Annotated in this window: 18 protein-coding genes and 1 tRNA gene; 14 read left to right on the plus strand and 5 right to left on the minus strand. The window is 44.3% G+C overall.

Translation table 11 applies throughout. The features are described 5' to 3' along the window. Positions 1–100 precede the first annotated feature (100 nt). The 3 genes from ACRPI0_RS00065 (at position 101) to ACRPI0_RS00075 (ending at position 1,418) form a co-directional block, all read left to right on the plus strand. Positions 101–172 (plus strand) — tRNA-Ala (locus ACRPI0_RS00065). Between the two features lie 90 nt (positions 173–262). Beyond that, positions 263–748 carry an amidase domain-containing protein gene (locus ACRPI0_RS00070; RefSeq protein WP_432353952.1) on the plus strand — a complete coding sequence of 162 codons (486 nt, stop codon included), beginning with the start codon at positions 263–265 and terminating at the stop codon, positions 746–748. A gap of 85 nt (positions 749–833) precedes the next feature. Beyond that, positions 834–1,418, plus strand: a complete 585-nt coding sequence (locus ACRPI0_RS00075; RefSeq protein WP_432353953.1) for a nitroreductase family protein — start codon at positions 834–836, stop codon at positions 1,416–1,418. A 246-nt stretch (positions 1,419–1,664) separates the two neighbouring features. On the opposite strand, the gene ACRPI0_RS00080 is transcribed toward ACRPI0_RS00075, so the two are convergent. Beyond that, positions 1,665–3,062, minus strand: coding sequence for a dipeptidase (locus ACRPI0_RS00080; protein ID WP_432353954.1), 1,398 nt, complete (start codon positions 3,060–3,062; stop codon positions 1,665–1,667). Between the two features lie 249 nt (positions 3,063–3,311). Between ACRPI0_RS00080 and ACRPI0_RS00085 the strand changes: the two genes are divergently transcribed. From ACRPI0_RS00085 to ACRPI0_RS00095, 3 genes are all read left to right on the plus strand, one after another. Further along, positions 3,312–4,562, plus strand: coding sequence for a hemolysin family protein (locus ACRPI0_RS00085; RefSeq protein ID WP_432355997.1), 1,251 nt, complete (start codon positions 3,312–3,314; stop codon positions 4,560–4,562). Between the two features lie 111 nt (positions 4,563–4,673). Continuing rightward, a complete protein-coding gene (locus ACRPI0_RS00090; protein WP_432353955.1) occupies positions 4,674–5,219 on the plus strand; it encodes an RNA polymerase sigma factor in 546 nt (181 codons plus the stop codon). A 114-nt stretch (positions 5,220–5,333) separates the two neighbouring features. Beyond that, positions 5,334–6,809 carry a phospholipase D-like domain-containing protein gene (locus tag ACRPI0_RS00095; protein WP_432353956.1) on the plus strand — a complete coding sequence of 492 codons (1,476 nt, stop codon included), beginning with the start codon at positions 5,334–5,336 and terminating at the stop codon, positions 6,807–6,809. 50 nt (positions 6,810–6,859) lie between these two features. Here ACRPI0_RS00095 and ACRPI0_RS00100 read toward each other — a convergent pair whose 3' ends face one another. Further along, entirely contained in the window at positions 6,860–7,042 is a 183-nt protein-coding gene (locus ACRPI0_RS00100; protein ID WP_432353957.1) for an SE1832 family protein, read from the minus strand. 27 nt (positions 7,043–7,069) lie between these two features. Further along, on the minus strand, positions 7,070–8,131 hold the full coding sequence (locus ACRPI0_RS00105) for a hypothetical protein (protein ID WP_432353958.1): 1,062 nt from the start codon (positions 8,129–8,131) through the stop codon (positions 7,070–7,072). Between the two features lie 475 nt (positions 8,132–8,606). On the opposite strand from ACRPI0_RS00105, the gene ACRPI0_RS00110 reads away from it, so the two are divergent. From ACRPI0_RS00110 to ACRPI0_RS00145, 8 genes are all read left to right on the plus strand, one after another. Beyond that, positions 8,607–10,559 carry a cation:proton antiporter gene (locus ACRPI0_RS00110; protein ID WP_432353959.1) on the plus strand — a complete coding sequence of 651 codons (1,953 nt, stop codon included), beginning with the start codon at positions 8,607–8,609 and terminating at the stop codon, positions 10,557–10,559. 68 nt (positions 10,560–10,627) lie between these two features. Continuing rightward, a complete protein-coding gene (locus ACRPI0_RS00115; protein WP_432353960.1) occupies positions 10,628–11,191 on the plus strand; it encodes an NADPH-dependent FMN reductase in 564 nt (187 codons plus the stop codon). Between the two features lie 116 nt (positions 11,192–11,307). Then, the gene (locus ACRPI0_RS00120) at positions 11,308–13,479 is read left to right on the plus strand and encodes a DNA topoisomerase III (protein WP_432353961.1); all 2,172 of its coding nucleotides are present in this window, start codon (positions 11,308–11,310) and stop codon (positions 13,477–13,479) included. A gap of 94 nt (positions 13,480–13,573) precedes the next feature. Next, positions 13,574–14,140: a hypothetical protein gene (locus ACRPI0_RS00125; RefSeq protein WP_432353962.1), complete on the plus strand. Its 567-nt coding sequence runs from the start codon at positions 13,574–13,576 to the stop codon at positions 14,138–14,140. Between the two features lie 60 nt (positions 14,141–14,200). Next, entirely contained in the window at positions 14,201–14,674 is a 474-nt protein-coding gene (locus tag ACRPI0_RS00130; RefSeq protein ID WP_432353963.1) for an aminoacyl-tRNA deacylase, read from the plus strand. Positions 14,675–14,976: 302 nt separating this feature from the next. Beyond that, positions 14,977–15,609, plus strand: a complete 633-nt coding sequence (locus ACRPI0_RS00135) for a YczE/YyaS/YitT family protein (protein ID WP_432355998.1) — start codon at positions 14,977–14,979, stop codon at positions 15,607–15,609. An 86-nt stretch (positions 15,610–15,695) separates the two neighbouring features. After that, positions 15,696–16,769: a hypothetical protein gene (locus ACRPI0_RS00140; RefSeq protein WP_432353965.1), complete on the plus strand. Its 1,074-nt coding sequence runs from the start codon at positions 15,696–15,698 to the stop codon at positions 16,767–16,769. Positions 16,770–16,841: 72 nt separating this feature from the next. Continuing rightward, entirely contained in the window at positions 16,842–18,032 is a 1,191-nt protein-coding gene (locus ACRPI0_RS00145; protein WP_432353966.1) for a glycine C-acetyltransferase, read from the plus strand. Between the two features lie 216 nt (positions 18,033–18,248). Here ACRPI0_RS00145 and ACRPI0_RS00150 read toward each other — a convergent pair whose 3' ends face one another. Together ACRPI0_RS00150 and ACRPI0_RS00155 are read right to left on the minus strand one after the other, a co-directional pair. Beyond that, on the minus strand, positions 18,249–18,419 hold the full coding sequence (locus ACRPI0_RS00150; RefSeq protein ID WP_432353968.1) for a hypothetical protein: 171 nt from the start codon (positions 18,417–18,419) through the stop codon (positions 18,249–18,251). A gap of 11 nt (positions 18,420–18,430) precedes the next feature. Then, positions 18,431–19,099 (minus strand): hypothetical protein, encoded by a 669-nt coding sequence (locus ACRPI0_RS00155; protein WP_432353969.1) that lies wholly within the window; start codon positions 19,097–19,099, stop codon positions 18,431–18,433. Between the last annotated feature and the right edge of the window lie 68 nt (positions 19,100–19,167).

Here is a 19,167-nt window from a genome sequence, read left to right on the forward strand (position 1 = left end):
GTCTTCTTTCGCGCTACTTGCTATACTTTTAATTGTAGCAGATTAGGACAAAATTAGCGTTATTCATTAACAGGATTCTTTAGAAAATCTGTTTCACAACGGGGCATTAGTTCAGCGGGAGAATACTTCGCTGGCAGCGAAGGGGTCACCGGTTCGAATCCGGTATGCTCCATAGAAATCGCGTCCGCTTAGCGGGCGTTTTTATTTTGGGATGAATACATCCTTCCGTCCGAGCATAGGGTTTTCAAGAGGAGGCGAATCGATGTATGACCGAGAAGCAGCAGTCTGGTATGCGGACAAATGGTGGGATGGGAGAAACCCTGAATATCCTGCATTCGATGTAGATTGTACGAATTTCATCTCACAATGTCTACGGGCTGGTGGGGCACCCATGCACGGCGGTCCCGTACGTGATCGAGGATGGTGGATTACCCCTGCAAATTGGAGCTTTAGTTGGTCGGTTGCCCATTCTCTGCGCTGGTATTTAGGAGGTTCAACTAAAGGGTTGACCGCTGTTCAAGTATCTTCAGCCGAAGAGTTACAACTGGGTGACGTCATTCTGTATGACTTCCAAGGAGATGGGCGGTTCGATCACTCCACAATAGTCACCGCAAAAGACGGAGCATCACCGCTTGTCAATGCACATACGTACGACGTCCAAAGAAGAAGTTGGGATTACAAGGACTCCTATGCCTACCGTCCCAATGCAAAGTATGTTTTCTTTCGGATAAACGACATGTTCTCATGAAGCTCATCAGGCGCGGATGAAATTAGAAATCATTCCGCGCAATGAGGTATACTATAGATTATCAATGACAAAAGGGGACATAAAAATGGATGAACAAGCACTGTCAGTAAGAGACGCAATCATTTCGCGACGTTCCATCAAGAGCTTTAATGGACAGCCTGTTGAACAAAGCGAAATCGCAGATATCTTAGAAGATGCAATTTGGGCACCCAATCATGGAAACCGTAATCCTTGGCGTTTTGTTCTCGCTGCAGAGGGCAACTACCAAGACTTCTTGGAAGTCCTACGCGATTTCGGAGTACCTAAATGGAAAGAACTGTCCGACGATACGCTTGAAAAACAAATGAGCAAATACACTAAAGCAAGTGCAGCTATGTTTGTCATCGTTCCTGAAGACGCACGCCAGAAACAACGTCTTGAAGACTTTGCAGCAGCAAGCACGATGATTCAGAACGTCCAACTGCTTGCTTGGGATAAAGGCATTGGCACGTGCTGGAAAACACCTGGATTCCTCGACGATCCAAAATTCCGCGAAGCGCTAGGAGTGGACGCTGGAGAACGAATCATCAGTATGTTCCAGTTCGGACATTTCGATGAGTTACCGAAGGCAAAACCACGTACCCCTATCGAAGACGTCGTCACATATTGGCAAGTAGCAACACCCGAATAACCGAGTACCTCTTCCACCTGCTGGAGGAGGTTTTTTTGTACCTGGGGTAGAATCGGAAAAATGTCTTGCGTAATTGGAACTATGGCGGACGGAATCGACCATATCCAAGCCTGAATCTGCATTATCGATCGAACAATCGGCATCAGCTTGCAATTTAGCATCCATTAAACGCTAGTTAGTCATAAGAGTTATCAAAAAAACACCCGATCGCGAGGTTGAACTCGCAATCGGGTGTTTTTGTATCACTTATTTCTTCAGTTCATCTTTAGAAAGGGCGGATAGCTCCTGATAGTAGTCACCAAGTACGCGCAATCCTTTGTCGAAGTTCTCGAGTGTTAAGTGTTCGTTCGGTCCGTGTAAGTTTTCAGTTTCGAGACCGAAGCCCATGAGGACAACCGGTAATCCTAAGATTTCATCGAAATCAGCAACTATCGGAATCGAACCACCACCACGTGTATAAACAGTCGGCACGTTGTAGACTTTTTCGTATGAACGGCTTGCTGCTGTAAGCGCTGGATGGTCGAATGGAGTGATGAACGGACGACCTTGGTCGAATGGTGTGACCGTCACTTTTACGCCTTCAGGCTTATGCTTTTCAACATGTGCTTTCAGTTTTTCAACGATTTCTGCTGGATCTTGATCCGGAACAAGGCGACAAGTGATTTTTGCACCTGCTTCTGCAGGCAAGACAGTCTTGATGCCTTCGCCGCTGAATCCACCAAATACGCCATTCACTTCAAGTGTCGGGCGGGCAGATGTGCGTTCTAGGAACGAATAACCTGGCTCACCGAACAATCCAGAAGCACCGATTTCTTGTTTAAGCGCGTCTTCGTCGAAGTTCAGGTCTTTGTAAGCTTGTCGCTCTTCTTCGTTCAAATCTCGAACGTTTTCGTAGAAACCATCTACTGCAATCGTTCCTTCTTTATCATGGAATGACGCTAGGATTTCCGCCACAGCGTGAATCGGATTTTGAATACCGCCTCCGTAAACGCCTGAGTGCAAGTCGCTTTTTGCTCCGAATACATCAATCTGTACACCGCTTAACCCGCGAAGAGCATAACAGATTGCAGGTTGGCCAGGTGCGTGAAGTGCAGTATCCGAAATGACAATCGTATCTGCAGCGAGCTTTTCTTTATGTTCTTTGATGAAAGGAACGAGGTTAGGACTTCCAACTTCTTCTTCACCTTCAATAATGAACTTCACATTGATTGGAAGTTTGCCCTCCAATTGCATGAGTGCTTCAACTGCTTTGACATGCATGAAGACTTGTCCTTTGTCGTCAGTAGATCCCCGAGCGTACATCTTTTCATCGCGTATTTCAGGCTCGAATGGTGCGCTTTCCCATAAGTGCAATGGGTCTACAGGCTGTACGTCATAATGTCCGTAGATTAAAATCGTTGGCTGTCCTTCAGCGTGAAGCCAATCTGCGTAGACGACCGGATGTCCAGCAGTAGGTTCTATGGAGATGTTCTCAAGGCCTGCTTCTTTGAATGAACCAGACAACCATTCAGCAGCTTTTTGCATATCTGCTTTGTGTTCAGATAATGCGCTGATGCTTGGGATGCTTAGAAATTCTTTCATCTGATTGAGGTGGGTGTCACGATTTTTTACGAAATACTCGTTTAGCTGGTCGATCGTTGTCATGAAATTACCCCTTTTCATTTTAAATGAATCTATACAATACCGATTCACTAAGTATAGCAGAACTGACGTGGATTCGAAAAAGAGGAGACTTTTGAAGCCATTCCAAATTGGTACTTATGCTATACTTATGGAATAGCTATGAAATCGGAAACCAACCATAGCCGTCTCATCTTTGCAACCTATCTTCATGAAGTACGTCATATCTTGCAGAATGAAACGAACCAGGAATTTTTTCGGGAGGAATCGCTTTTGTTCATCGCACTTGCTTTCTTTTTGATGATGTCATTTTTCTTATCAGGAAGTGAAACTGCATTAACTGCCGTCAACCGGATGAAAATCCAGATGCGCGCAGAGCAAGGAGACCCGAAGGCAATCCGGCTTCGAGCCCTCGTTTCAAAACCAGATCGGATGATTACTGCAATTCTAATCGGTAACAATGTGGCAAATATTATGATGCCGACAATTGTCACGATGATTGCGATTGACAAAGGGTTGAATGTTGGACTGCTAACAGGTGTTTTAACGGTAATACTCATCATATTCGGTGAAGTTTTACCGAAAACGATCGCTGCGACGTTTGCAGATAAATTGGCATATACAGTGGCACCTGTAATTCAAGTCATCGTGAAACTGTTAACACCACTCACGTATTTGCTAGCGCTTTTCACCAACATGTTCATCCGGATTTTATCCAAAGGGGCAGTTACAGAAGCGACGTTGACAAAAGACGATTTACGTTCAATGGTGGATATCGCATCTACTGAAGGTACGTTCCAACAAGATGAATCACTACGGTTAAAAGGAGTACTCGACTTTCCCGAAAAAGATGTCTCAGACGTTATGGGGACTCACCGGACAGACGTTGTTGCACTTCCTTTGAATTCATCGTACGAAGAAGTACGGGGCACTGTTCTGGAATACTTCTACACACGATATCCAATTTACGAAGAAAGTATCGATAAAATCATCGGTATCTTTTATTCCAAGCGATTAATTGAATGGTCGATGACGCCAGAAGTTCCTTTTGAAGAGATGGTTGACCGCGATCCGCTATTTGTCGTTCAGACAGCGAGTGTCGAAAAAGTCTTTAAAATGATGCTCGCGCACAAAAAGCATATGGCGATTGTGTTGGACGAGTATGGCGGTACCCTTGGTATTGTTACGCATGAGGATATAATTGAAGAAATGATTGGACAAGAAATCGAGGACGAAACAGACGAAGCGGAAGACGCTATGGTTTACGTTCATACAGAAGATACGCTTGTGTGTCAGGGACGTCTTGAAATTGAAGAAGCGGTGCGTTTGCTCGAAATGGATTTGCCGACGGAAAACGATACAATCGGTGGGTTTGCATTCCAAGAGCTTGACCATGTGCCTGAGCCTGGTGAACGATTCACGTATGGGCCGCTATTATTTGAAGTGGAAGAAATGGATCGGAACCGGATCGTACGCTTAAGAATTACACGGCGTCCGGAAGAACTGGTTGATGACGAATCTTGAAAAGGTTGCAACCTTACACGTTTGTAAGGTAACTGAAAGAAACTCCGATAGTTCAGCTGCTAGTTCTAGTGCATACTAAACGTAACAGCTAGAACACGGAGGCGTTAACGGATGAAACCAACACTTAATGAATTACATGACGAATATGGCAGGTACTTGTATCACTTGTGCTTGAAATTGACACGTAATAAAGAAGAGGCTGAAGACTTAATGCAAGACGTATGGGTGAAAGTTGTACGTTCAAGCGATCGAATGGAAGGTGTCGACCGCATGAAAGCTTGGCTTACTACGATTTGTATGAATACGTTTAGAGATCGCTATCGTAAAGATGTCCGACGTAGCAAGTACGTCATGAATCAGCCAGATACGTTGGACATCCCGTTACTCGATCTAGTACCAAGTAGCAGCCCGCTCCCAGGTGAAATCGTAGAACAACAAGACCTTCGCGCGGCCGTACGTAGTAAAATCGATCAGTTAGATGCAATTTATAAAACGACGATCGAATACTTCTATGTAAACCAGTACTCACTCATCGAAATCGCTGAAATGATGCATGTGTCAATCGGTACAGTGAAATCTCGCTTGTTCCGTGCTAAGAAATATTTAAAAGAGTTACTCACTCAAGATCAGTCCGTAAACGAACTTGTGATTGCGTAAGTGTAATGATTTTAGGCTTCCCGTATGTTAGGGAAGTCTTTTTTTGTGCGTAGAGTTTGTGAGACGCACAGAGAGGGAATGCTACAGTGATGGAATGGGAGCGGAGGCATCGGGATGGCGAAGAAAAAACAGAAGCGCAACTGGTTTACAAATAAGCAGAAACAGATAATATGGCTGGTAATCGCAATTTTTCTGCTTATTTATATTACTGTCATTTTATATAATACATACAAGCCTTTACCGAAAGGCATCAGCTACGAAGGGGATGTCCACTGGACAGATGACGTAAAAGTGTTCACGGATTTATCCTATTCAAAGAATAAGAAAAAAGACGATGTGAAGCATGATTTGCAAATATTCGACCAGGTCTATTCGATGATTGACGAAGCTGAGGAATTCATCGTACTCGATTTCTTTTTGATGGATCATTATTCAGATGAAGACTTGGATTTCCCTAAGATTGCAGAGACCATAACAAAAAAACTAGTCGGTAAAAAGTCAGAGCATCCCAATATGCCGATTGTATTCATCACGGACCCCTTAAATACTGGATACGGGTCATACGATTCTAAATGGTTTAAGAAGTTGAGTGACGCAGGGGTGGAAGTGGTCTATACGGATCTAGAACCGTTACGTGACTCCATGCCTCTCTATTCCGGACTCTACCGGACACTATTCCGTTGGGGCGATATTGGCGGAAAAGGTTGGATTCCAAATGCAATGGCGTCTGATGCACCAAAGTTTAGGCTTGCATCATATGTGGAGCTGCTCAACGTGAAATCAAATCATCGCAAAGTGATTGCAACGGAAAAAGCTGGACTCGTCACCTCATCGAATCCGCATGACGCGAGTGGTTTCCATGGCAATGTTGCACTCAAAGTCTCCGGTCCGATCATCAATGATCTGTTGGAAGCAGAAGAAGCGGTTGTGAATTATTCGACAGGTAAGACAGGTCAGACGCTTCCTCGCATTCAAGCAGATGATCCGGAAGATGGAGAGTATGCAATCCAATATTTGACGGAGAAAAAGATTAAAAACGTATTGTTGGATCAGCTAATCGCTTCCAATAAAGGAGATCGTATACGTATGGGAATGTTCTTCATCGCAGAACCAGATGTGGTGAAAGAAGTTGTTGCAGCTGCAAAACGGGGTGTGGAAGTGAAACTCATCCTAGATCCGAACGAAAACTCATTTGGTAATCAGAAATCAGGACTTCCAAACCGACCCGTCGTGCAGAAACTGGTTGAAGACAGTGACGGTGGAGTAGAAGTTCGCTGGTATAACACCGTTGTCGGACAGTATCACACAAAACTCGTGATGATTGAACGTGGCGACAACGTGCATATTTTGAATGGATCTGCGAATCTAACAGAGCGGACGCTTGATAACTATAACCTGGAGAATGACCTGTATGTCATCGCACCGACGGATAGTGAACTCGCAAGTGAGCTAGATGCGTATTACGAACGGCTGTGGACGAACAAAGACGCCCTTTTCACATTAAATATCGATGAATACCAAGACAAATCCACTCGTTTTCAACGCGTAATCTATGCATTGCAGGAGTGGCTGAAATTGACGTCTTATTAAAATGAAAAGATCCTTCAATCCGTTAGGGATTGGAGGATCTTTTGGATTGATTAACATCCAGCGAGTTGCTCATTGAGTTCAGCCAGGCGCACTTCCATTTTAGCAAGACGGGCTTCTGCTTTTTCAACAGAGTCCCCGTGTCCAGTGGATTCTAGTTTTTCAATGTCGCCTTGTAAACTAATATAGTCCATCTTCAGTTCTGCAATTTCGGATTCGATTTGTGATTTAGTCATACGGTCATCCTCCTCGTACAGTTTCCCTCAGTTTACCACATCAGGTAACGGTTTGCCGGGGACTGCACGCTTTGGATGATCTAGTAGATAGCGGACCGTTTCATAGACGGATTCGGATTCTTCCCCAAGTGGCAAGGAGAGCTGACGATCGATGTCCCGCTTACGGAGCGAGTCGTGCAAAAGTGGTTCCATAATCGCATTCAACAGGTTGGATTGTTTCACTTTACGGCCTAGTCCAAGATGTGTAAACCCATCGCGATCCGTTGGGAAGTGAAGTTCAGATTCAAATGTACTTTGAGCAAGTACGATACACGGTACCCCGATACTGGCGACGTCGTAAGGCATATATCCTCCGCCACAAAGTACGATGTCTGCTGCAGCGACTAACTCCAGGAAGTCATGAGGTGCTTTTTTGACTGTTGTATTCCTACGGCTTAGTGCCATCATTTGAAGTGTACTGGCATCGTGTTCGTAGGATTTCCCGAGTAGGATTGTGACGTCAAGAGGTATCTGTAAATTCATAACATGCCGGAATGCACGGAACGTCAAGTTGCCAGGGTCCTTTTCACCAAACGCAATAAGCAGTCGAGGTGGATCACCGAATGTCTGATCTTCATGCTTCGCACGTAAGTCCGTGCAACGTGCATCTGGCATGAATGTTCGGATTCCGGTTTTATAGGATTCTGTAACATCCATCGTGTTTTCTCCATATAATGTCTGGATTACAAAATCGGCGGCCTGTCCGCCTTCACCGAAATCATCGAAGTGTAAAATAGAAGGAATGAGTTCACGGAGCGCTTCAATTTCCTCTTTCACAGTGCTTCCCGTATCGCGTATTAAAAGATCGGGTTGCAAGAAAGATACAACTTCCATAAGCGTGCGGTGGTTCACCGCTTCCATAGTTCGATATGCAGTCGGGATGTCAGGGATCGGTCGATCTGTGATGAAAACAATCGTGGCATCAGTAGATAGTTCTTCAGCAATCCGCAATGCTCTCCGTACAGGATAGCCATTTTTCTCTTCAGTAGATGAAAGACAGAGCGCAATCAGCTTCGTTGTTTGAGTCGTAATAGGAATCATCCTTTCCATGCAGTCTCTTCACCTTCTAGCCTATGAGGAGTCCAGCAGAGATATGAATGAAATTTGAAATTCTAAAGTGTGAGTCATTTAGGTTCTGAACGTAGTGCACTTAACCAATTACCTCTTTGAAATTCTTTCACTCGAAAGTTGAGGATTGGGATTATGAGCGAATCTCGTAGGTTTATGATCAGATTTCGTGATTTATGAGCGAACTTCTGAGGTTATGATCGCATTCCATGATTTATGAGCGATTTTGTATGGTTATGATCAGTTTGCACGATTTATGATCACATTCAATAGTTTATGAGCGGATTCACACTAGCGCTGTTAATTAACATGCGTGACAGAGTGAAAATTGCCTGGGGCAAGTAGTAAATGTGGATGCATCTGGAACATCTATCCTTAAACCCCAAATAAGTGGTTTGATAGAATGAATGTGGTACACTAATACGAAATTTCAACGTGATAGGAGTGGCGATATCAAATGTTCGGATCTTTAGCTGCTGATCTTATGCTCGTAGTGCTGATTGGCATACTCTCACAATGGATCGCCTGGAGATTTAGGCTTCCCGCGATTGTCGTCATGGCGATTGCAGGACTACTCGTCGGGCCTGTGTTCGGATTCATCAACCCGAAAGAAACGATGGGAGAGCTATTTAGTCCGATTATCTCGTTTGCGGTTGCTATTATATTATTTGAAGGAAGTTTGAACCTGGATTTCCGGGAGATTAAAGGATTCAGTAAACCACTCACGCGAATTGTCACGTTAGGTGCATTCATCGCCTGGATTGCGGGCTCGCTAGCGGGGCATTATTTGGCGGGCCTATCCTGGGCAGTCGCTTTTATTATTGGAGGATTGTTCATTGTAACAGGACCAACAGTGATTTTGCCGATGCTTCGGCAGGCAAAATTGAAACCACGTCCCGCGGCTATCCTTAAATGGGAAGGCATAATCGTTGATCCATTTGGTGCGCTGCTCGCAGTATTCGCTTTTGAATTCATCAAATTTATAAACGGGCAGGCAACTCTTTCAGCACTTGGTCTGTTTGTTGCCGCATCTGTGTTCGCGGTGTTCATCGGTTGGGCTTCTGCGAGAATTCTCGGATATGCGTTTGAGAAAGGTAGTGTTCCAGAATTCCTGAAAGCACCTGTCCTGTTTGCTGTCGTCTTATTTGCGTTCGTCGTTTCGGATGAACTCATGCACGAAACGGGGTTGCTTGCGGTGACCGCAATGGGAATCGTGATGGCGAACATGCACTTGACGTCCATTCATGACATACGCCAGTTTAAAGAAAACATTTCGGTACTCCTGATCTCAGGAATCTTCGTTATGTTGACAGCTTCACTAAATCCGCATGTTCTCATTGAAATCTTTGATTGGCATATCATCACTTATGTCGTGGCAATGTTGTTTGTCGTAAGACCTTTGTCAATTTGGGTATCGACTGCTGGAACGGATTTATCGAATCGGGAAAAGAATTTAATCGGCTGGGTTGCACCTCGTGGTATTGTTGCACTCACCGTATCGGGGTATTTTGCTTCAATACTACTTGAAAATGGCTACAAGGACGCGGAACTGCTTACAGCGCTGACGTTTGCTCTCGTACTATCTACCGTAGTGTTGCATGGATTCACGATTGGTCCATTCGCACGCCGATTGAACTTAACGACAACGGATGAATCAGGCGTTCTTCTTGTGGGCGGAACGAAATTTGCAGCAGAGCTTCCACGTTCCATTCAAGACACGGGCAACGAAGTAATGCTAATCGATACGTCTTGGGCAGGGTTATCCCATGCACGAAAGCTTGGGTTATCGAGTCATGTTGGGGATATTTTAACGGAGCAAACTGAGTATCACTTAGATTTAACGCCGTATCGATATATGCTTGCGATGACGAAAGCGGATACGTATAACGCCCATATTTGTGCGGATTTTCTGTATGACGTGGGACGTGAGAATTTATTCCAAACGGCATTTCATGTTGGCGATGGCGTAGAAACCTTCTCAGTCTCAGGTGGCCGAACGTTATTTACACCGGGGCTGTCAATCTATGACTTGGAAGAACGCATGAATTCGGGGCACGTATTCCGCAAGACAGTGCTTTCAAAACAATACAGCTACACACAATATTTGCGAGAGCGGGACGATCGGTCTGTGTTACTTTATATTTTGCGAGAAGATGGTCGTGTAGAATTTTACACGCCAACAGAGGAATTACAGGCAGTTGCTGGGGATACAATTGTCGCGCTATCCCATCCTGTAAAACAAATAGAACGAGCAAAAGAACGAATTGCGGAAGAAAAAGGTCAAGATGAAGTGGAATTACAAGAAATTGAAAAGCGCTTCCAAGAAGAACCAGGGAAACTGAAATCATCAATCCCAGGCGCAGCACCACCACCGATTCAAGGGGGCCCTGGCAAAAATTCGTTAAGCTAATTGTAAGTCAAGATCTCTACATTCTGATAGGATAAAGAATGAGAATATTATTAGGAGGTACGGACATTTTGAAAGTTTTGTTTGTGGACGGGACCATTATCGGCAACAAAACGGGTGTCGTGCTCGAAGCCGTGCAACAGTATATAGAAGAAACTGGATGCGGTTTTGAAATAGAGAGATTGAATTTCTCTGAGTATGAGCATCAGTTTGTCGATGGGCGACCTGCGAAAGATTATAACGAAGATATGAAAAAACTGATTCGCAAGTTTGAAGAAGCGGACGGTTATGTCATTGCGACACCTGTATTCCAAGGTTCGATTCCAGGAGTGCTGAAAAATGCATTCGATTTGCTGCATCCGCATACGATGCGGTACAAACCAGTTTCCATTGTAGCAAATGGCGGGACGTATCAGCATCACCTCGTTGTAGAGAATCAGCTGAAACCGATCCTCGACTATTTCCGATGCCTTGTGACACCGAATTATGTGTATACGCATCGTGATCATTTTGATGAAAACAGTAAAATCATAGACGAAAACGTCCACGATCGCTTGAAGGAATTGGCGCGCGTGTTCGTGAAGTATACAGAAATGGGTAAAGAATTAACCCACGGCATGCTTGACGCACAATAACGAATCAGAACGTCCGTCCGAGCGGAATTTCCGCGGGATGGACGTTTTTCATATGGTCAAAACTGAAGTAACTGACCAACTTGCGTATAATGGAGAGAACGAAAGGGGACTGAACGATGTCTAAATCATTAGTACTTGCAGAAAAACCATCTGTCGCACGCGATATTGCTCGTGTGCTCGGTTGTCATAAAAAAGGGAATGGATTTCTTGAAGGGGACCGGTATGTTGTTACTTGGGCGCTCGGTCATTTAGTGACACACGCTGATCCGGAAGGGTACGGACAAGAATTCAAAGAATGGAAGATGGAGTATTTGCCAATCATTCCAACGCCATTCAAACTCACACCGATTAAACAAACGTCAAAACAATACAATGCAGTAAAAGCACAGCTGCGTCGAGGAGACGTAAAGGACGTCATTATCGCAACGGATGCTGGACGCGAAGGCGAACTTGTAGCACGTTGGATTCTGGAGCTTGCGAAAAACCGAAAGCCTATTAAACGTTTGTGGATTTCATCCGTAACCGACAAAGCAATCAAAGACGGATTCGCGAACTTAAAAGATGGCAAAGCCTATGAAAACCTATATGAAGCAGCGGCGGCGCGTGCAGAAGCGGACTGGGTTGTCGGCATTAATGCTACACGTGCACTTACTGTTAAACATAACGCACAACTATCTACAGGACGTGTGCAAACACCAACGCTTGCGATGATTGCTGAGCGAGAACGTGCGATTCAGAAGTTCCAACCGAAACCATTCTGGGGTATACAGGCACTAACAGAAGCAGGTCGCTTCACTTGGCGCGATGGTAGTGGTCAAACTCAAGTCTTCGATGAAACTATTATTAATGCGAAGATGAACGCATTAGATAGTGTTACGGAAGGTAAGATTATTGACCTGAAGTCGACGCCGAAATCACAACCAGCTCCTACGTTATTCGACTTGACGGAACTGCAGAAAGAAGCCCATCGTCGCTGGTCATGGTCTGCAAAAGAGACATTAAATACGTTGCAAAATTTATATGAGCGCCATAAAGCAGTCACCTATCCACGGACGGACTCGAAGCACTTAACTGCGGATATGACAAGTACACTAAAAGATCGTGTTAAAGCCGTTGAAGTTGGTCCGTATCGAAAATCCGTCAATGCGTTGCTACGAAAAGGTCCTGTAAAGCCGCAAAAGGGTGTCATTAACGACAGCAAAGTGTCTGATCACCATGCAATCATTCCCACAGAGGAAACTCCTCCATTACATGCGTTTTCGGACAAAGAACAACGTCTTTATGACCTTATAGTAAAACGGTTCCTTGCTGTGTTTTATCCACCATTCCAGTACGAGCAATTGAGTGCTGAATTACAAGCAGGCCAAGAAGTATTTACGTTGAAAGGACGGACTGTGACTGACGAAGGATGGAAAGCCGTCTATTCATCTGATGAAGAAGAAGCAGACACAGACGCGTTACCTGCAATGAAAAAAGGTGAAACGCTTCAAGTTCGTGCATTTTCACGTACAGAGGGGAAAACTAAGCCACCTGCACGTTTCAATGAAGGGACACTACTTGCTGCGATGGAGAACCCGACACAATTCATGGCGGGGGAATCGAAAGAATTGATTAAAACAATTGGTGAAACCGGTGGACTCGGTACTGTTGCAACGCGGGCAGATGTCATTGAACGGTTATTCGGCATGTTTGTCATCGAGAAAAAAGGGAACGATATTTACACTACGTCTAAAGGACGTCAGCTGCTCGAACTTGTCCCAGAAGATTTGAAATCACCAGCACTTACTGCTGAATGGGAGAGCGACTTATCAAAAATTGCAGCTGGTAAACTGAAGAAAGACCAATTCATCCGCACAATGATCGATTTCTCTAAGAAGACGATTGTAGATATCAAATCGGATGAAACGAAGTTTAAGCACGATAATGTAACGGGGAAAATGTGCCCGGATTGCGGGAAACCGATGCTTGAAGTGAATGGCAAACGAGGCAAAATGCTCGTCTGTCAAGATCGCGAATGCGGTCATCGTCAAACGGTTTCAACACTAACGAATGCACGCTGTCCAACTTGTAAAAAGAAATTGGAACTTCGTGGACACGGCGATGGCAAGATTTTTGTATGCAAATGTGGATATCGTGAAAAGCTATCTTCGTTTGAAAAGCGAAGATCCCAAACAACAGGTAAAAAGGCTGATAAAAGAGATGTTCAAAAGTACCTTAAGAAGCAAGAAAATGATGAACCTGAAAACACGGCAATGGCAGATGCGCTAAAGAAACTATTTGATAAGTGAAAATTGAAATCGTTTGCCTCATGAAGAATGTTTGAAGGTACTGTATATTAGAAGGACTAATTCAGAGTGGGGTGAGTTCATGGTCTCGATTTCGATGAATCCAGTAGTTACTGAAAACACTAGATATGAGAATGCCAGAAAGCGTTCTGCAGACGTGGCATATACCCGTCACGCTGATTACGCAGGTGGAAATGAAGCCAAACGGAACGAACTAGCTCAACGATCTGTTTCTACGCAAATAGAAGTACAACCAAAAGAGTTCCAAAAGCTTAATGCAGGTCTTCTGAAGCAAGTCGTGTTGCCGCTTGGAGAAACTTTAGATGAGATGATTGCCAGTTGGCGTAATGTGCGAAGTGAAGCGTTGTCCAAAAGGAATGTTTCTGAAGTCGATCATCGGCTAGCAGCCGTAGCTTCTGCAAAAATCATGGAGACTGAAGCTCAAATAGCATTAGAAGATCGCATGAGATCTGTACAAGAAGCAGAAGCGAGTCAAGAAGTGTCTCTCATGCAACCGCTTCAGTTAAATGCTTCAATGGACTCTGCATTGGCAGATGAAATGCAGAAATTATACGAACAAGCTGCCGCAGCATATTCAATTCAAACCAATGCAAAACAGCAAGGATATATGGCGGCTAGTCCGGCATACTCACTTAGCGCTTGAAAGGAAGGACCCGCCTGTTAGTTGGCGGGTTTTTGCATTGAAGAAAGGGAGGTCCTGATTATGGCGAAGAAGAATAAACATATAAAAACGAATGCGATTCGGATTTTGGAGTCTGAAGGGATTCCTCATGAATTGCTGGAACGCGATTTGTCCGAAGATGCAAATGCTGCGGCAGATGGCGGCAACGAAGCGGATGTCTATAAAACACTTGTAACGACAGCGGGTCCTTCACACAATTATGTATTTGTCATTCCAGTGGTTTGCGAACTTGACTTGAAAAAAGCGGCACGCGCAGCTGGTGAAAAGAAGTTGGAAATGCTTCCACTGAAACAGCTGACGGATGTAACGGGCTACATTCGAGGGGGATGTTCTGCAATCGGTATGAAAAAGACGCTGCCTACGTTTCTAGATAGCTCCGCTGAAACCAAAGAAGCTATGTACGCCAGTGCTGGTAAACCAGGCTTCCAAATGAAACTAGCTCCTGCAGACTACGCAAAAGTAACAGGCGCTCCGTTTGTAGAATTGTGTAAATGAATTCTAAGAGATTGGGGGAGCTAATCTCACGCTAGAAACATCGTACTAAACACGTCTCAATTTCGCGACAAATCAAGCACCTCTGCTTTTAATTGGGGAAAGTGATCATAAACAGGGAGAAACCGCTCATAACCCAGGAAAAGTGATCATAACCCAAGCAAAACCGCTCATAACTACAACCCCTTCACCCCAACCGCAAAAACTGCACAATCAACATCCACATACTAGCCATCCATGCTACAATTGCATATAGAGAATACGCCGCTAGGTTCATTCAGCGGCTCGTGGAAAGAAGAATGCATATGATGACGTTGAAAAAATGGAGATGGGTCTTTTTCATAGTGGGGCAAATGATCCTCTCATTAGGGATTGCGATGACCATCAAAGGACAACTGCTTGGCATTGGGCCATGGGACGTTTTGCACGTTGGGCTTTATCAAAATATAGGATTGTCCATTGGGTCGTGGAGCATTATCACAGGATTGCTTATCGTACTCATTACAGCAGCAGCGCAAAAAAAGTGGCCGAAGTACGGCACATGGCTCAACATGTTACTACTCGGCACGTTTATTGACTTGTTCAACTGGTTATTGCCAGATGTAACATCCATTGCAGCCCAACTAGTCTTTTTCGTAGTGGGTGTCGTGATTATGTCTTACGGTATCGGGCTTTATGTTTCACCTAATATGGGGGCGGGTCCACGAGATAGCTTAATGCTACTTATCGTGCACAAATTCAACATTAGCGTAAAAATCGTCCGCACCTCGATTGAAGTCATTGTCGCGCTACTGGGTTGGGCACTTGGAGGACCGGTTGGAATAGGAACCGTGATCATCGCATTACTCATTGGCCAATTTGTCCATTACGCAATGCCGCAATGTCAGCGATTGTTACTCAAAGTAGCGAAGCAGGAAAATAGTGAAGTTTTGTTATAACGTAGCGCACAGTCATTTTTGACTGTGCTTTTTTTTGTCTTCCATTCATATGCTAATTTGAAGAACATCAGAAGGGGATGGTCACAATGAACGGAAAATTGACAGAATCCATGGGTACGGCCTATACAGGCGGAGGGCTGTCCCATAAGTACGAGCACCTCATCCAACAAGCTACAACTACAATCTTCATTAAATCACCGCCAACCTTTGCGCTATCAAGTATATTGAATGAGCTTGCAACCTTTTACGTGAAACGAGGTTATGATGTCGATCGTTTTAGAAGTCCATTGCATATCGAAAAGATAGATGGCATCTATGTGAAAGGACCCGAACTCTTTTACGTCGCAGCCTCCTATCCAGTACCACTTGAGCCGACCGATTTGGGCGGAAAGCATCGGGTTGTTAGCTTTTATGATGTATATGATGAAACCAAACTGCGTGCAAACAATCCTGAAATCGCAGGACATCTTGAAGAAGCAGCTATCTTTTTAGAGAAAGCACTAGCAGCATTAGCCGAAGCAAAAGCGGTCCACGATGAGTGGGAAGCGGTCAACATTCGGCGCATGGATTGGGCAGCGCATGAGACCAAGATTCAGTCACTTGCGAATGACCTATTTGGGACACTCGATTTACGCAAAACTGCAGCCGTCTCCCATCGTATTATCGGGTCATTGTCGTCAAAAGGCGCTCATGATTTCATTCCATCTATCACAAAGTCTCTTAAAAGAAGATTGCTAATTAAAGCACTCCCTGGAACAGGTAAGTCTACGATGATGAAAGCACTTGGAGAGGAAGCGGAAAAGCGGGGGATCGATGTACTATATGGCTGGTGTGGATTAGACGCGGGTAGCATTGATCTCGTTCAGTTTCCTGAACTGTCCGTTTGCTTGTTCGACGCAACAGAGCCACATGTCTATGACGCTGAACGCGAAGGCGATGAAATACTCGACCTTGTCCCAATGTGTGCTCCGAACGAAAAAGCGGAACAGGAAATCGATGGCATCCGTATACGATATAAAGAGGCAATTGCGAATGCAGCAGGATATATGCAGTCTTATGCGAAGTTGACGAGTCAAATTGACATAGGGATGGATAGTGCACTCGATCAGAAAGCATTCAGTGAAAAAGCGGAAATGCTGACAGAACTTCTCTACCCATAACCCGCTTCAGTTATGGGCGCAGGCACAAATATGCTACACTAAGAGCATCACGTGTCTGAAAGGAAGATTAGTTTGTCTAAAAAATTAAATGCATTTCTAGACGAGAACTTGCAAGAACTTCGAGACCAGGGACTCTACAACGAAATCGAGCCAGTCGAAGGTCCGAATGGTCCAATTATTAAAATCAAAGGTAACGACCTTATCAACTTATCATCGAACAACTACTTAGGTCTTGCGACAGACGAAGACTTGAAAAAACTCAACATCGCAGCTGTAAACAAATACGGTGTCGGTGCAGGAGCCGTACGTACTATCAACGGTACACTTGATATCCATATTGAGCTTGAGAAAAAGCTAGCTGAATTCAAAGGTACTGAAGCCGCAATTTCATTCCAATCTGGATTTAACTGTAATATGGCAGCGATTTCAGCTGTCATGAACAAAAATGATGCGATTTTGTCGGATGAATTGAACCACGCGTCAATAATCGACGGATGCCGTCTATCTGGCGCTAAAATTATTCGTATTAAACACCAAGATATGGATGATTTACGTGCGAAAGCTAAAGAGGCGACTGAATCCGGTTTATATGGAAAAGTCATGTACATCACAGATGGCGTTTTCTCTATGGATGGCGATATCGCGAACCTTCCAGGTGCTGTTGAAGTTGCGAAAGAATTCGACCTTATCACGTACGTCGATGATGCACACGGTTCAGGTGTAACAGGTAAAGGGAAAGGAACTGTGAAGCATTTCGGTCTTGAGAAAGAGATCGATATGCAGATGGGGACACTATCTAAAGCAGTCGGCGTCGTTGGCGGTTATGTAGCCGGGACACAAAAGCTGATTGACTGGTTGAAAGTACGTTCACGTCCATTCTTGTTCTCAACAGCTGTACCACCAGGTGATGTCGCAGCAATTATGGGCGCTTTGGATAAAATCAGTGCATCCACTGAACTTCATGACAAGCTATGGGACAACGGAGACTATTTGAAAGCGGGCTTGAAAAAACTCGGCTTCAATATCGGGAACTCCGAAACTCCAATAACGCCGTGTATCATTGGAGAAGAGCGATTGACTCAGCAGTTCTCGAAACGACTTGCTGAAGAAGGCGTCTATGCAAAATCGATCGTATTCCCAACAGTACCAAAAGGGACAGGCCGCGTACGCAATATGCCAACCGCTGCCCACACGAAAGAAATGCTTGACGATGCACTTAAAATCTACGAAAAAGTCGGCAAAGAGCTCGGCGTTATTTCTTAATAAAGAAACTCCCTACGTCAGCAAAAATGCTAATGTAGGGAGTTCTTTTGATAGTAGGCATCATTTTTCGTGTCAACGAGAAAACGGATTCACATAAAATGAGGGCGTGACAGCCAACAAAATTGGAATGTATGCCCTACTTATCGATTACTCTAGACATACTGATATAAAAGAAAAAACAGCATAGAAAGGAATTTAATCCTTTCTGCGCTGTTTTTATGTTGTTTCCAAATCGATGGTCCGTACAACTTCTTCATGGTACACAGTAGTCAACTCACCATTAGCGAGTTCAATATCATACTGCGTGCGCTCATCCATTCGAGCAAGCACGATGAGTCCTTTACGTCCGTCATGCAACTCTACATAAGTTTCTTCTTCGCAAATCATGGTTAGCCCTCCTATTCGATAATGGGAGAAACAGGGTCCTGACGTTGAAACAAAGAAACTAATACATAATGTTGAATACCACGGGCATGTGACGTAGCAAGCTCCACTTCTTTACGGTAAGCGGTTTGGTCGCCAGACTGCTCGGCGATACTAGCTTGAAGTGCATGTTTCATCCATTTCTTTTTAATGGAAGTTTGAAGAATTTGCGCGCGTTCCACATTCCCTTCCATCAACAATGCACTTGCCGTGTAGTAATTCACATAATCTGCTGTTGGCAAGTGCATGGAAATTCGATGCAATGCTTCTTGATCTTGTTGCCAAATAGCAAGATTCGCTGCATAAACTGCTTGGAGCTTAGGTTGTTTGTGAGTTTGTAAAATGGTTTCAATTGCTTCAATAACTATTTCTTCCGATTCATGTGCGACTGCATAAGCATAGGCAAATATCGTATTAGATCGGTTCTTTGTTAAGAAGGCATCAATTTTTTTCAAATCGTTGGTTGCGTAGATGATATAGAGCGGTCGACCCATTGTTACGGATATATACAGAATCGTTACAATAACGACTACTGCCCATAAAGGAATATTTGCTAATAGAAGAACAACGGTGAGTACAATACCAGCACCAAATAAAAACAGCCAACGGGCTACTCCGCGGATGAGAAATGGATTATCTTTCAAGCGATACACCCTCCAGTTACACCAATTATAACACACTATTCCGATATCACGAGAGGTTGTTATTCGGA

The sequence above is a fragment of the Sporosarcina sp. A2 genome (assembly GCF_050858885.1).
GTDB lineage: Bacteria > Bacillota > Bacilli > Bacillales_A > Planococcaceae > Sporosarcina.